Here is a 14700-nt window from a genome sequence, read left to right on the forward strand (position 1 = left end):
TTAGATCGTTGGCAATTACATATAGCGCATAAGGCCTATGAAAAATATTTTATTCATTAAATTGGGTGCTATCGGTGACGCTATTCAAGCGGGTGCAGCGCTTCTCGAATTTAAAACGATTAATCCGCAGGTGAAAATTGATTGGATTATCGGATCAGGGATCGCACCACTTTTTCGAAATTTTGATGCCATTGATCAATTTATTGTTATCTCGGATGCTCAAATTTATCGTGGTCATTTTTTTGAGCGGCTGCTAGCATTGTGCAGGGCTCTGTATTTAATATTGGTTAAGTCAGGTCGGTATGATGAAGTTTTTATCGGCCATAGTGATAGTCGATATCGACTATTTTCTATTCCTGCGCTCTTGAAAAATCCTATTTTGATATCAAAAAAACTGAAGATATTTTCACCCTCATTAAGTGAAAATCGTGTGTCGGAATATTTTCATTTTTTATTAAATAATCAAACTTCCAACCTTGATGTTTCCAGTTCCTTGCTGAAGTTAGGGAAAGCCTTGCGCATGGCGCAACCTAACGATACGAAAGATTTGGAGGATGCTTTTAGTGGCGTAGTTGTGTTAGTTCCTGGCGGTAGCAAGAACTTACTTCGTGAGGATGTGTTGCGACGTTGGCCCCTTGATCGTTATGTTCAATTAGCAAATCGTTTGCTAATTGAAGGGTATCGAGTTGTTTTGGTAGGGGGAAAAGATGATGCTTGGGTTTCACCCCATTTTGAAGGCTTGCGGCTAACAAACTGTATCGGAAAAACAACCTTATCAGAATTGACATATCTTTTGGAATTTGCAGCGGTGATTGTTTCCCATGATACGGGACCCTTACATCTGGCAACCCTAACTAATACGCCTATCGTTTCATTATTTGGCCCAACACCTGCTTCTGCAGTGGTTCCTCTTAATAGGGTAAATATAAAAATATTGGCTGCGGATAAGAGTGTCACCTGCGCCCCTTGTTATGATGGAAAAAACTATGCTCCATGTAGTAATCCTATCTGCATGCAATCAATTTCTATCGATCAAGTGCTAGGTTTCATTAAGCCCTATATGCAAAGTAAAATTGATGCAAGACATTGACTGCTTGATCCTCATTTCTTTTGCTGCAAGGTGTTCCTGTGGAGCGTAATCAAAATATCCTTAAGCAATTGGATCGCGTCATTGGGAGTCCCCTTCTTTGGTTGATTGGACTATTGTGTAAAAAACGGATGCAGCCAATAGAAATAAATTCCATTGGTATTTTTGCTTTTGCTGCAATTGGTGATTCCATACTTTCATCGAGCCTATTGACAGCCCTTAAGCGTAAATTTCCCTCATCAAAAATTATTATTTTTTGCTCGAAGTCGAATGCAGCTATCTATCCTTTAATAGATAGCTTTGATCAATTGGTCATATTACCCATCACGAACCCCTTAGAATCATGGCGCTTACTAAGGCAGTATCCAGTCGACGTTATCATTGATACCTCTCAATGGTTTCGTATGGGCGCTTTGTATGCATGGCTTGCGAATGCCAAATGGAGTATTGGATTTTCTACGCCCAGTCAATGTAGGCACTATGCCTATGATGAAATTGTGCAGCATTCTGATCAAATTCATGAGCTTGAAAATTTTCAAAAATTAATCACTCCATTGGGTTGCTCTTCATCGCAATCACCAGCGCTACGAAAAGACTTAAAAAATACAAATAAGCTTGTTTTAGTTAATCCAGAAGAGCCCTACATTATTTTTCATCCTTGGGCTAGCGGGACAAATTGCGCCATGCGTGAGTGGCCCGAGCAGTATTGGTTTAGCTTGGCTCATGAGCTTATAAAACAAGGATTCAAAGTGTGCATTTCAGGTTCCAGTGCGGATCAAGATCGAGCTCAAGAATTCGCTATCAAAATAAATAATCCAGCTTATGTGATGGTATTGGCTGGTAATGCTTCATTAAAAGAGCTTGCCAATATCTTGGTTCATGCCAAAGCTTGCATTAGCGTCAATACAGGAATTGCGCATCTTTCAGCTGCTTTGGATGTTCCAACCATAGCCCTCAATGGACCTACCAACTCAAAGCGCTGGGGCATTAGAGGGGGAAATGTTATTAATCTGGACGTCAGCAAAGAAGAGGGCGGCGCCTTCTTGAGTTTGGGTTTTGAGTATCCTCAAAATAGCCCTTACATCATGGACAAGATTTTGGATGAAGCAGTTCTGACCCATCTTGTTAATGGGAACAAGACTATTTTTAAAAGTAATACTCTGCAATCTTCTTTATAAAAAAAGCTATTCTTAACTTAAGTGCTTGTATTTCTTGATTGCAGCGTCTGAATCGCAGTCATTAGGATGATTTTAATGTCGAGCCAAAGTGACCAATTTTCAATATAAAATAAATCATATTCAACGCGCTTATAAAGATCTGTATCGCCTCGTAAACCATGCACTTGCGCCCAGCCCGTAATGCCGGCTTTGACTAAGTGTTTCTTCATATAGTTTGGAATTTGATCTCGAAATTGTCCAATGAATTCTGTCCGTTCTGGACGAGGACCTACGATTGACATTTCCCCTTTAAGAACATTAATGAATTGAGGTAATTCATCGAGGTTCAAGCGACGCATCCATTTTGCAAGTGGATGAGCTACCTTATTATCTGATCCACCCCAGTGGGCTCCATCTTTTTCGATGTCTACAGGCATAGATCTAAATTTAAGCATCATGAAGGGTTTGCCATTTAAGCCAACTCGCTCTTGACGATAGAAGATAGGGCCCGGAGAGGTCAGCTTGACTGCAATTGCTACAAATAACAGTAATGGACTGATGCAAATCAGGATCGCTAGTGAAAGCATGAAATCCTCAATGCTTTTGAGGATTAAATTCTCACCAGTAAAAGGTGAGCTATTTAGATTAAGCATCTGTACGCCCAGCACTGCTGAGCTGCCATGATTAATTAATCTAAAGGTAAATAAGTCGGGAACATATTTAATGTTTGCAGCGCTAAATCGCAACTGTTGAATAATTGTGGGCAATTGGTTGGCTTCATGGATTGGAAGTGCTATCCAGATTTCATCCAAAATTTGATTGCCTAAAGATTCAATATCGCCTGTTTTTGGATTTGCGAGCTCTAAAGCCAGAACATATTCTGATTTAGCATTATTTTTTAGCTGCTTAACTAAATCATTTGCAACGATTCCGCTGCCGATAAGAGCCACTCTTTTAGGCTGTATATTGCGTCTCAGTAGAGGTGTTAATCCAAATTCGAAAAATAACTCTAATGCAATTAATAGAATCCAGGTTGAGAAAGCCCATAGCAGTAACCAGATACGAGATACTAGATTGCCGCTCTGAGTAAAAATTAAGACTAGAACAATCGCAATAAAACTAATAACCCATAACTTACTAATTCGTTTTATGGCATTAATCGTTTGATTGTTATGGTGATTGCGTCTGGTTTGGCCCTGACTTACGCTTGATAAAAATAAGAAAATTAAACAAGCGCCATAAATACACTTGTCATAAAAATCGTTGGGACCTGTAGGCTGACCAAAACGAAAATGCAAGCTGATATAGCCCGCAAGAAAAATAATGCCAATATTCAGAAAGCGTTGAATATGGTTTGCCAGAAAGGATGAATTTTTAGAAGATTGCATATTTCATCAGTCTGAGGTCGTCACAATCAAAGGCATGTGGTGAAGATGCTTGATTCAATTAAAAGATTTAAGGATGTCATTATGAATCGATCTTAATGGAAGCGCTTGCCCTTAACCCAGTATAAAGTTGTGAATCAGCTCCATGCGAGCATAAATAAGTATAGCCAGCGCTATGGTGCCAAGAAATGTCCAGCGATTGCGCTCTAGATTTCCAGCAATTAAAACAATTGGCGCAAAATAAAACTCTAATAAGCGACTTTGCATTACCTGAATTGGAGCAAAAAACCAGGCTAGTACTAGCGCCAATAAAATGCTTGCCAGCACATATTGAGAAACGTCCTTGCTTAGCTCACTCTGAATGAGAAAGGTTTTGCCAAATGCCATGATGATTCCCAAGTAGGCAAGCAGGAGCAGGTAGAGTGCAGGAAATAGCTTCATCCCTGCAAAGCCTCCATTTTGGGCCTGCTCAACATAGGTTTGAGCCGCTCCTTTTACAAAGAGAGATAAAAATTGGATGCTTGGCGTAATTTGAAGATAAATTCCTAGCAATGCAATAACAATGATTGCCAGGGCGATTTTCTTAAACTTGCTTATCCAATGAAATGGCCATAGCCCAATTGAAAAGATTGCTTGGGAATGAGCCAGAAAATTTCCCAATAACAAAGCATTCCCTAAAACTAGTCTTTGCCGTACCAATAAACAGATTGCCCAAAAGTATATGGAGAGGGCAAGCCCCGCCCTAAAAATAGTGAAGTCAAATAATAAGTAAACAAGCGGTGTAAAGAGGGTGAGCGCCAGTAACTTTTGACGGCATAAGCGATCAATGACATAGAGTTGGGTAGCTAGCCCCAGTGCAGCAAGCAAAAGTACGGCTCGGTCGCCATTCACAAATGCAAAAGACTTAAGTAAGCCAATCAGCGCATACCAAGCGTAATCCCGTGGCGCCTGAATGACCTTAAAGCACTCTGTAAAAGTGCAAATTCCTTTGGAAATCTCAATGTAGCCTGGATCATCAATGCCAAGCCCCATGGGGCGTAAGGTAGTAAAAAATAGCAATATTCCGCCCATTAACCAATACATCCGCCTTTCATGTAGTGGGTTTTGATGCCTATAAAATAGGCAACTAAGCGCAATAAGCGCGATAAAGTAGCCCAAAAAACCCGCTGAAAAGGGGCTCTGAAAAAAGGTGGCAAGTCCTTCAAGGTGACTAAGCGGTTGTGCGGGGTTCATAAAAATAGAAAAATGGCTTATTTTTGGCTTTGGTCATTATCCAGTCCAGAGAATAAAACGATCTGGCTAATGCATTGAATGGCTCTGTTGGCAGATAGTATAGGTCTCTAAAGCACCCTAAAGAGCATTTTGTAGCAGACCTCCCGTGCGATAATTGGAGCTAAATAGGGATAATTTATATAATGATGCCTAAAAACGAACATTAAACATTTAATTAAGCGCTAATGATTAATCAGAATAATCCGAATGGCTCCCTCAATACGCAATCAACCCCCAATCAGAGGCATGAAAACGCCTCATTTTCAGAGGGCGCAGACGAAATCTCCCTGATTGATATCCTTATTTTTCTAAAAGGCGCTTGGAAAACAATCGCTATTACGGGTGTTTTGGGTTTGTTTACATCAGTAGCGTATCTGCTCATTGCCACCAACCAATACGAAGCTCTGGCTAATATCTACATGATGCGCGTTTCTCCAGCGGGGGCAAATATTGAAGAGCCAGCTGCGCTGATTGCCCGCATGAACTTACCCGCAGGTGTGGATGACTCTGTGATGGTTGCTTGCGGCCTGCAAGATGCACCCAATATGCAGGCTCAGTTCACTAAAGCCATCAAGTTGAGTATTCCAAAGGGTGTGGCAAATGTAGTGGAGCTCAAGGTAATGCGCCCAAGCCCGGAGCTGGCAAACGCCTGCGCGATGAGCGTAATCAAATTCATAACAAATTCTCAAACCCTTTTAAATAGTCCAAATCTAGAAGCTTCTAAAGCCAGGCTAACCAAGGTAGATGAGCGCATGGCGGAAGATAAAGTCTTGTTGAGTAAGATCGATCCAACACGTGGTCCAGCGAGCCCCTCCTACTTTGCTATATTGCAAGAGATTCGCAACTTGGAAGAGGAGCGCGACAAAACTCTGAAAATACTAGAGGCAACTGATGTGCAGGCTACCAATTTAAATCTTCCGATTAACGTCGGAAATATGCCGGTTTACCCTAAAAAAGTACTAAGCCTAGCTACTGGATTGCTATGCGGACTATTTTTAGGTTGCTTAATCGCCTTATTGAGGCAAATGATTGCTAAATTCAAAAGCGAAGTAGGCGGTCCTTTGTGATCTTTGATTCTGTAGAGATGCAGGCGCGAGATCGGTTTTTGGCGGGCTTGAGTAAATCTTGTAAATTTAAAATTTAGGAAGTATGAAGCCGCTTAAAAAAGCAATCTTTCCTGTAGCGGGTTTAGGCACTCGGTTTCTCCCTGCAACAAAATCGATACCAAAAGAAATGCTGACAGTTGTTGACCGTCCATTAATTCAGTATGCCGTTGATGAGGCAGTTGAGGCAGGCATTGACACATTAATTTTTGTGACCGGTCGAAGCAAACGAGCAATTGATGATTATTTTGATCGTAGCCCTGAGTTAGAGGCTGAGCTTGAGGCTAAAGGCAAGACTGAGGCTTTAGAGATTGTGCGAAATGTTATTCCATCCCATGTGAAGTGTTTTTTTGTTCGCCAATCACACCCGCTTGGTTTAGGACATGCTGTATTGTGTGCAGCAGATTTTATTGGCGACGAACCTTTCGCGGTCTTACTTCCTGATGATTTGATTGATGGTACTCCAAAGGGAGTGATGACTCAAATGCTGGATATCTATCGGCGAACAGAAAAGGCTGTGTTAGCAATTGAAGAAGTGCCATTATCTGAAGTGCATAAATACGGCGTGATTAAGCCAAAAAATCAAGATCAATATCCTTTGGAAGTAGCGGGGATCATTGAGAAGCCAAAGGCTGAAGATGCTCCGTCCAACTGGTCGGTAGTGGGTCGCTACATATTAACCCCCGACGTTATGGAGGCGCTTAAAAATCAGGAACCCGGAACTGGCGGAGAAATTCAATTAACCGATGCAATTGCGAGGTGTGTTTCATCGGGCGGATTTGTTGGCCATCCATTTCATGGAAGGCGATTTGACTGCGGAAGTAAACGTGGATTTTTAGAGGCTAATATGCATTATGGATTAAAGTAGGACCTGCTTTTATATAAAAGTACTAGCGCCGATTAGAGCTTCTTGTCTTATGTAGTGCCGTAATAATTTGCGGCACTACATAAGATGATGTGCAATTAGTTATTTTGAATTATCTAGTAAAGGTTTTTTATGAAGATTGCAGTTGCTGGAACCGGGTATGTCGGATTATCTAATGCAATATTGCTATCTCAGAATCATGAGGTAGTTTGTTTGGATATTATTCCTGAGCGAGTTGACCTAATTAATCGTCGAATCTCTCCGATTGCCGATGTGGAGATGGAGGAGTATCTTCAAAAGAAACCCCTTAATTTGAGGGCAACTCTTAATAAGGCTGAGGCATATGAGGGGGCAGATTTTGTCATTATTGCCACACCTACTGATTATGATGAAGTTACAAACTACTTTAATACCGGATCTGTTGAGGCGGTAACTCGGGATGTGATGGCACTTAATCCTAAAGCTGTGATGGTGATTAAGTCGACCATCCCAGTGGGGTTTGTGGAGCAATTGCGTAAGAAGATTGGATCTGAAAATATCATTTTTTCTCCTGAATTTTTGCGAGAAGGTAGAGCTCTATACGATAACCTTCACCCTTCGAGGATTGTGGTGGGCGAACAAACTGAGAGAGCCAATGCCTTTGCCAACTTGCTTAAAGAGGGCGCCATAAAAAAGGAGATTCCAACACTTTTTACAAATCCTACTGAGGCTGAAGCTGTTAAGCTTTTCGCCAATACTTATTTGGCTATGCGTGTGGCTTACTTTAATGAGTTGGATACTTATGCTGCGGTTCATGGGTTAGATACCCGCCAGATTATTGATGGTGTTGGCCTGGATCCACGGGTCGGCCCTCACTACAATAACCCTTCTTTTGGTTACGGCGGTTATTGTTTGCCAAAAGATACTAAACAGCTGCTGGCAAACTATCAAGAGGTGCCGCAAAATTTGATGCAGGCAATTGTTAACTCTAATTCAACTCGAAAAGATTTTATTGCACAAGATATTATGAGGCGCAAGCCAACAGTAGTCGGAATTTATCGTCTAATTATGAAGGCGGGTTCTGATAATTGGCGCGCCTCAAGCATTCAGGGGATTATGAAGCGCCTTAAGGCAAAGGGGATTGTAGTGATTGTTTATGAGCCTATCCTCGGTCAAAAAGAGTTTTTTAACTCAGAAGTACTTGATGATTTAGGTGCTTTCAAAAAGCGTTCTGATGTGATTGTAGCCAATCGTTTTGTCGACGAGTTAAGCGATGTAGGAGCGAAGATCTATACACGCGACTTATTTGGCGGGGATTGAGTATTAATAAATAACAACAAAATCATGCAAAATTATAATCAAAAAAGAAAAATTCTCATCACCGGTGGTGCTGGCTTTCTAGGTTCTCACCTCACTGAGAAACTCCTGAGGGAGGGTAATGAGGTTTTGGTGGTTGATAACTTCTTTACGGGCACCAAACAAAACTTAGCCCATCTCTTGAGTAACTCCAATTTAGAAGTGATGCGTCACGATGTGACTTTTCCGCTATATGTAGAAACCAATCAAATCTATAACTTAGCCTGCCCAGCTTCACCGGTGCACTATCAATATGATCCAGTTCAAACCACTAAAACTAGCGTGCATGGCGCTATAAATATGCTGGGCCTAGCCAAGAGAACCAGAGCGAGCATCTTGCAAGCCTCTACCAGTGAAGTCTATGGTGATCCAGAAGTGCACCCCCAGCCAGAGGAGTATTGGGGAAGAGTGAATCCGATTGGCATTCGATCTTGCTATGACGAAGGCAAACGCTGCGCCGAAACCCTCTTTTTTGACTATAACCGTCAACATGGGCTAAATATAAAAGTGGTTCGCATTTTTAATACCTACGGCCCCCGTATGCACCCTAATGATGGGCGCGTAGTGAGCAACTTCATTATGCAAGCGATTCAAGGCAAAGACATTACCATTTATGGTGACGGTCAGCAAACCCGTAGTTTTTGCTATGTGGATGATCTCATTGATGTGATGGTCAAAATGATGGACTCCGAAGAAGGTTTTACAGGCCCGGTCAATATTGGTAACCCTGGTGAGTTCACCATGTTGCAACTAGCTGAGACTGTTATGAAACTCTCGGGCAGTAAATCTAGGATCATCTACCAGCCATTGCCATCCGATGATCCTAAGCAGCGCCAACCAAATATTGAGCTTGCTAAAACCAAGCTTGGCTGGGAGCCTAAGGTCAATTTAGAGGATGGCCTTAAAGAGACGATTGCTTATTTTAAGAAAGTTATCAAGTAATAAATTAATGAGAAATTTCAAATCAAATTCAAGTAGCAATGAAATGCTTAAATTAATTAATCGATCGCATGAATTATTTTCTTCTGATATAGAGCGGTTAAAGTCGGACTTAACTGATGCTGTTGAATCTGGACGATTTTTAGTTATTGGCGGTGCGGGTTCAATAGGCCAAGCCGTAACCCGTGAAATTTTTAAGCGAAATCCAAAGGTTTTGCATGTTGTTGATATTAGCGAAAATAATATGGTGGAGCTCGTTAGAGATATTCGAAGTAGCTTGGGTTATATCGAAGGAGATTTTCAAACCTTTGCATTAGATTGTGGTTCAAATGAATTCCAGGCTTTTATAAATTCGGGCGATGGATATGATTACGTTTTGAATTTATCTGCACTTAAACATGTTAGAAGTGAAAAAGACCCTTTCACACTAATGAGACTAATTGAAGTCAATATTCTTAATACGATATTGACGCTGAATATGGCAAAAGTTATGGGGGCGAAAAAGTATTTTTGTGTTTCAACAGATAAGGCGGCTAATCCAGTCAATATGATGGGGGCAAGTAAGCGAATTATGGAGATGTTTTTAATGCGCTCAAGTATTAATATAAATATTTCAACAGCCCGTTTCGCAAATGTTGCTTTTTCTGATGGGTCTTTGCCGCATGGCTTTAACCAGCGAATTGCAAAGCTTCAACCTTTATCAGCGCCCAATGATGTTCGTCGCTATTTCGTAACTCCACAAGAATCAGGGGAGCTTTGTCTTGTATCCTGCATGTTTGGAGAAAATAGAGATATTTTCTTTCCGAAACTAAGCGAAAATCTAAACTTAACAACCTTTTCAGACATTGCATTACGTTATCTAGCTAAACTTGGTTACGAGGGGGTAGAGTGTGCAACCGAAGGGGAGGCGAGGAGAAGGGTGCAAGAGTTGATGGCGGATAAAAAATGGCCATGCTTCTTCTTTAAGAGCGACACTACCGGAGAAAAAGATTTTGAAGAATTTTTTACCTCAAATGAATGCCTTGATATGAATAGATTTCAAAATATTGGTGTTATAAAAAATACTCCAATTTACGATGAATTTAAGCTCGAAAATTTCCTTGAAAAGATTCGTTTTATTAGATCTCAACCAACGTGGGAGAAGCGAGAATTAGTGGAACTATTTAATACAATGATCCCCGATTTTTCACACAAAGAAACCGGTAAATATCTCGATCAAAAAATGTAATTATGCAAAGAATATTTGACATTATTTTTTCTGGAACTGCTCTATTTATATTGTGTCCACTGTTAATCCCAATTGCGATTCTTTTGAGGTTAACGGGTGAAGGCGAAATCTTTTTTATTCAAAAACGGTTAGGAAAGGATGGGGAGGTTTTCGGGCTGTACAAGTTCGCAACAATGTTGAAAAATAGTCCGAATATGACAACCGGAACTATTACGGTAAAGGAGGATTCGAGAATTCTTCCTGCTGGAAAGTGGTTGAGAAAATCAAAATTAAATGAATTGCCTCAATTGCTTAATATTTTATTTGGCGACATGAGTGTTATAGGTCCTAGACCTTTGACTGCACAAACTTTTGGATCATACCCTCTCAATACTCAGAGAATCATCAAAACTGTGCGACCTGGACTATCAGGCGTTGGATCAATCATATTTCGTGACGAAGAAGATATTTTATCTGGGAAAAATGAAGCTATAGATTTTTATACAACGACCATAGCCCCTTACAAAGGATTGCTGGAAGAGTGGTATGTAAAGCATAAAAACTTAAAAAATTATTTTGGGGCCATTGGAATTACCGCTTGGGTAGTATGTGTGCCTAGCTCTTCAATTGCTTGGAAATTTTTTAGGGATCTTCCTAGGCCACCTGAGGGGCTTGAAAAAATTCTAAATTACCCGACCGAGTAAATGTTAATCATAAAAAATTTAAATTCGATTGAATCAAGCACAACATTAAATATTAAAGAAAATTTTGGATGATTGGGCTGTCAAAAATAAAGGATAGACCGCATTTAATTAAAGTATTAAAAAATGGCGGTTGGTTAATATTTGACGCTGTATTACGCGGGGTATCAGCACTAGTTGTTGGCACTTGGATTGCAAGATATTTAGGTCCTGAGCAGTTTGGTAAGCTGACATATGTTTTGGCATACCTAATGTTTTTTCAGGTGATTGCAAACCTAGGGATGGATGGAATCGTTATTAGGGATATCGTAAATTTAACCCCTACAAAAAACCAAAATAAAGATGAAAGCTGTCAGAAAGACAAAGAAGTTATAAAAAAACAAGAATTGCGCAACTCAAGAAATAAAATTGAAATTGGAAGAATTCTGGGTAGCGCATTTATCCTTAGATTGATTGTCGGATTGCTGTGTTGGGTAATTGCAGTAGGTGGGATGTCTATGCTTTATGGGTGGAATTCCGAGAATGTCTTGCTTACAGCGCTCGCTGGTGGTTGTTTAATATTTCAAGCTGCAAACACTATTGACCTTTGGTTTCAAAGTCAAACTCAAAGTCGTCGAACTGTTCTCGTAAAATTGTTTGCATTTATAGTAACAAATGGTCTGAGGGTAGCATTTATAGTGGGCGAATTACCATTATTGAGTTTCGCGATAGCAATGCTATTAGAGTTTTTAATTACAGCAATAGCCCTAATATATGCCTACAGAAGAATGCCTTGCGGATCTTCCTGGACATTGGATATTAAAAATGTAGGTTTGAATCTAGTTAGAGAATCCTGGCCCTATATTATTTCAGGAATTTCAGTGGCTATGTACATGCGTATAGACCAAGTCATGGTTAGAAGCATTATGGGGGAAAAAGAGCTAGGAATATATTCGGCAGCCATCATATTGTCTAGCATGTGGTATGTGCTGCCAAGCATAGCCTGTACAAGTTTAATGCCGACTCTCACACTGTCAAAATCAATTAATCATGATTTATATTTAGAAAGATTAACTAAGTTATTCAGATTATTATTAATTTCATCAATATTTATATCGATAATAGTTGCATGGCAGTCGAATATATTGGTGGAATTTTTTTATGGAGATAAATTTTCAGATTCATCAAAGGTGCTAAAGTTATTAATTTTCACTACGATACCTGTATTTCTAGGCGTGGGTCAAGGAGCATGGTTAATAAATGAAAAAAAATCTAATTTATTCTTAATTCAGACATTATCCGGTGGAGCAGTATGTATAGCCTTAAATATGATTTTGATACCCATTTTTGGACTTATGGGGGCGGCAACTAGTCTTTTAATCGCTCAATTTATTTCCACTCTTGCGATTAATGCTTTTCTAGAAAAAAAATTATTTACCATGCAAATTGGCGTATATAAAAAAATTAAATAAACTTAGATTGACCTATTAGCCAAATCTTATGAAATCACCCGTACTTTTCTTAATATTCAATCGACCAGATACAACTTTAAAAGTATTTGAAGCGATTCGACGTGCTAAACCACCACGATTATATATAGTGGCTGACGGACCACGTGAAAACATTCCGGGTGAAATAGGTAAGTGTATAGAAGCAAGGAAGATCGTTGGCGATATTGATTGGGAGTGTAAAGTTAAGACTCTCTTCAGAGATGAGAACTTGGGATGCAAATATGGGGTGTCGAAAGGTATAAATTGGTTTTTTGAAAATGAAGAGGAGGGAATCATATTGGAGGATGATTGCCTACCACAAAAAGACTTTTTTATATTTTGTGATTTGATGCTGGAAAAATATAGAGATAATTTCAGCGTTGGAACGATTACAGGAATAAATTTATTTGGCCAGAATGTAGGCAGTAATTGCTATTATTTTTCTAGATACCAAAGTATATGGGGCTGGGCCTCTTGGAGGTCAAGGTGGGAAGGTTATGAGGTAGATATTGAAAATAGAAAAAAGATAGAGAAAATAGATATTAATTGCGAGTATCCAAACCACTTCAGACGGCATATAGATTTTTGCTTAGATTTGGTTGATGCTGGCCTCAATAACACATGGGACTACCAACTGCAGTATCTAATTATAAAAAATAATTATTTATGTATTAGACCATATGCGAATTTGATATCAAATATAGGACCTGATGGAGTGCATTCATATGGAAATCATAAAAATATATTTCATCAATATGGGAATATTAATATTCAAAATATAGAATACAATAATAATATAATTTCAAATAAACAAGAAGATTATAAGTATTGGGATAAATATAAAACATCCTATAGAATAGAATTTTTAAGAATAGTATTATTAAAAATCAATCTTTATAGAGTAACCAAATTATTAATTGATAGACTTCGGTATCTCAGAAAATATAAGCTTTAGAGTGAAAAATATAAAATTAAATATCTTAATAGATCCCATGGCCATATATATAATAATTTGGTCTATTACTGCATTATTAATTAGCTTGGGGTTAACAGTTAACTTGGAGAATTTTTCAGGTGAAGGTGCTCTTTTGGTTTACATTACTATTTTCACAGCCACAGGATTTCTATTCTATGAAAAGCATTTCCTGAAAAAGTATCCAAAAGAAGACAGAATTGATTTATTTAAACTGCAAAGATTAGCAAATAATTTATTTTCTATTTGGATTGCTTTAATAATAATTTATAGTTATTTGGCGGGTGGGTTTGGTTTATTATGGTTAATTAAAGGAATTCAAGTTGATTATGCAGATGTACAAATTCCATCGTTATGGGGCCTTAATATCACACTGTGCTATATTCTAGGTTGTATATATCTATTTCTGATAATTAATAGTAAAATAAAATATAATATAAAATTATATGTAAGAATGATATTAATATTGATATTTCCAATATTAATATTCTCCAGAAATGTTATGCTGCAATTATTCCTACAGCTTATCTGTGTGGCAGTTTTAAATAGTAATGTTAAATTATTTAAAAGTTTGACTAAGATTTTATTAGCAATATTAATATTGATATATATTTTTGGATTAGTTGGGGACAATAGAACGGTTGATGGCGTACCCAACCCGTTTTCTAGTTATGTAATTGAAGATTATAAGTATATGATGAGTTCATTGCCCTCTGGATTTACTTGGATATATATGTATATTACTGCAAATTATAATAATGTATTATATTCAATATCTAGTAATGTGCCTACATATGAGTTTTACCCAATACTCATGAATTTAGTGCCAGGAGCCCTAAAGGAGATCGTTTTTGGTGAGGCAATTAATACAAACTCTGTTGTCAGCTCTATTGTAAAGGATCCCAACTTAACGGTTGCCTCGTTCTATGCTGGACCTATTATTGCTTTTGGTTTAGCAGGTGGCATAGTTGGCGGTCTTTTTATTCAAATATTTTCATTGTTTTGGTACAGGCTTGCTTTAACCAAGAATTTTGGTTATGAATTATGCTACTCAGCTATTTTTGCCTGTATGTTTTTTTCAATATTTTATGATGCTTTTTTTACCATGGGAACACTTACACAAATAATAGTGGGCATTTTTATTGCAAAAAAATGTCGTAACAAGCCTGTATTTTTAAATCAAATCGACAAAGTTGAGGCTTGTTGA

The 14700-nt window shown here is 38.6% G+C and carries 13 protein-coding genes; 11 read left to right on the top strand and 2 right to left on the bottom strand.

The annotated features are described in order from the left end of the window. Nucleotides 1-37: 37 nt before the first annotated feature. Complete coding sequence (locus tag ICN34_RS07325; RefSeq protein WP_216121706.1) at nt 38-1090, top strand: glycosyltransferase family 9 protein; 1053 nt, start codon at nt 38-40, stop codon at nt 1088-1090. Between the two features lie 38 nt (nt 1091-1128). Then, a complete protein-coding gene (locus ICN34_RS07330) occupies nt 1129-2265 on the top strand; it encodes a glycosyltransferase family 9 protein (protein ID WP_216121707.1) in 1137 nt (378 codons plus the stop codon). Nucleotides 2266-2282: 17 nt separating this feature from the next. Here the strand turns inward: ICN34_RS07330 and ICN34_RS07335 are convergent, their stop codons facing one another. Together ICN34_RS07335 and ICN34_RS07340 are read right to left on the bottom strand one after the other, a co-directional pair. Beyond that, entirely contained in the window at nt 2283-3632 is a 1350-nt protein-coding gene (locus ICN34_RS07335; protein WP_216121709.1) for an undecaprenyl-phosphate glucose phosphotransferase, read from the bottom strand. Nucleotides 3633-3743: 111 nt separating this feature from the next. Next, nucleotides 3744-4700 (bottom strand): EpsG family protein, encoded by a 957-nt coding sequence (locus ICN34_RS07340; RefSeq protein ID WP_216121711.1) that lies wholly within the window; start codon nt 4698-4700, stop codon nt 3744-3746. A 386-nt stretch (nt 4701-5086) separates the two neighbouring features. On the opposite strand from ICN34_RS07340, the gene ICN34_RS07345 reads away from it, so the two are divergent. The 9 genes from ICN34_RS07345 to ICN34_RS07385 all read left to right on the top strand — a co-directional run bounded on the left by ICN34_RS07345 (nt 5087) and on the right by ICN34_RS07385 (nt 14700). Then, nucleotides 5087-5968: a Wzz/FepE/Etk N-terminal domain-containing protein gene (locus tag ICN34_RS07345; RefSeq protein WP_216121713.1), complete on the top strand. Its 882-nt coding sequence runs from the start codon at nt 5087-5089 to the stop codon at nt 5966-5968. A gap of 82 nt (nt 5969-6050) precedes the next feature. Beyond that, on the top strand, nt 6051-6872 hold the full coding sequence (gene galU, locus ICN34_RS07350; RefSeq protein ID WP_216121715.1) for a UTP--glucose-1-phosphate uridylyltransferase GalU: 822 nt from the start codon (nt 6051-6053) through the stop codon (nt 6870-6872). Nucleotides 6873-7001: 129 nt separating this feature from the next. Then, entirely contained in the window at nt 7002-8168 is a 1167-nt protein-coding gene (locus tag ICN34_RS07355; protein WP_216121717.1) for a nucleotide sugar dehydrogenase, read from the top strand. A 24-nt stretch (nt 8169-8192) separates the two neighbouring features. Beyond that, on the top strand, nt 8193-9146 hold the full coding sequence (locus ICN34_RS07360) for a UDP-glucuronic acid decarboxylase family protein (protein WP_216121720.1): 954 nt from the start codon (nt 8193-8195) through the stop codon (nt 9144-9146). Between the two features lie 7 nt (nt 9147-9153). Continuing rightward, nucleotides 9154-10371: a UDP-N-acetylglucosamine 4,6-dehydratase gene (locus tag ICN34_RS07365; protein ID WP_216121722.1), complete on the top strand. Its 1218-nt coding sequence runs from the start codon at nt 9154-9156 to the stop codon at nt 10369-10371. Nucleotides 10372-10373: 2 nt separating this feature from the next. Then, a complete protein-coding gene (locus ICN34_RS07370; protein WP_216121724.1) occupies nt 10374-11054 on the top strand; it encodes a sugar transferase in 681 nt (226 codons plus the stop codon). A 68-nt stretch (nt 11055-11122) separates the two neighbouring features. Then, entirely contained in the window at nt 11123-12502 is a 1380-nt protein-coding gene (locus ICN34_RS07375; protein WP_216121726.1) for a flippase, read from the top strand. A 28-nt stretch (nt 12503-12530) separates the two neighbouring features. Further along, the gene (locus ICN34_RS07380; RefSeq protein ID WP_216121728.1) at nt 12531-13475 is read left to right on the top strand and encodes a hypothetical protein; all 945 of its coding nucleotides are present in this window, start codon (nt 12531-12533) and stop codon (nt 13473-13475) included. 1 nt (nt 13476) lies between these two features. Beyond that, the gene (locus tag ICN34_RS07385; RefSeq protein WP_216121730.1) at nt 13477-14700 is read left to right on the top strand and encodes an O-antigen polymerase; all 1224 of its coding nucleotides are present in this window, start codon (nt 13477-13479) and stop codon (nt 14698-14700) included.

Source organism: Polynucleobacter sp. Tro8-14-1 (genome assembly GCF_018881655.1).
Lineage (GTDB): Bacteria > Pseudomonadota > Gammaproteobacteria > Burkholderiales > Burkholderiaceae > Polynucleobacter.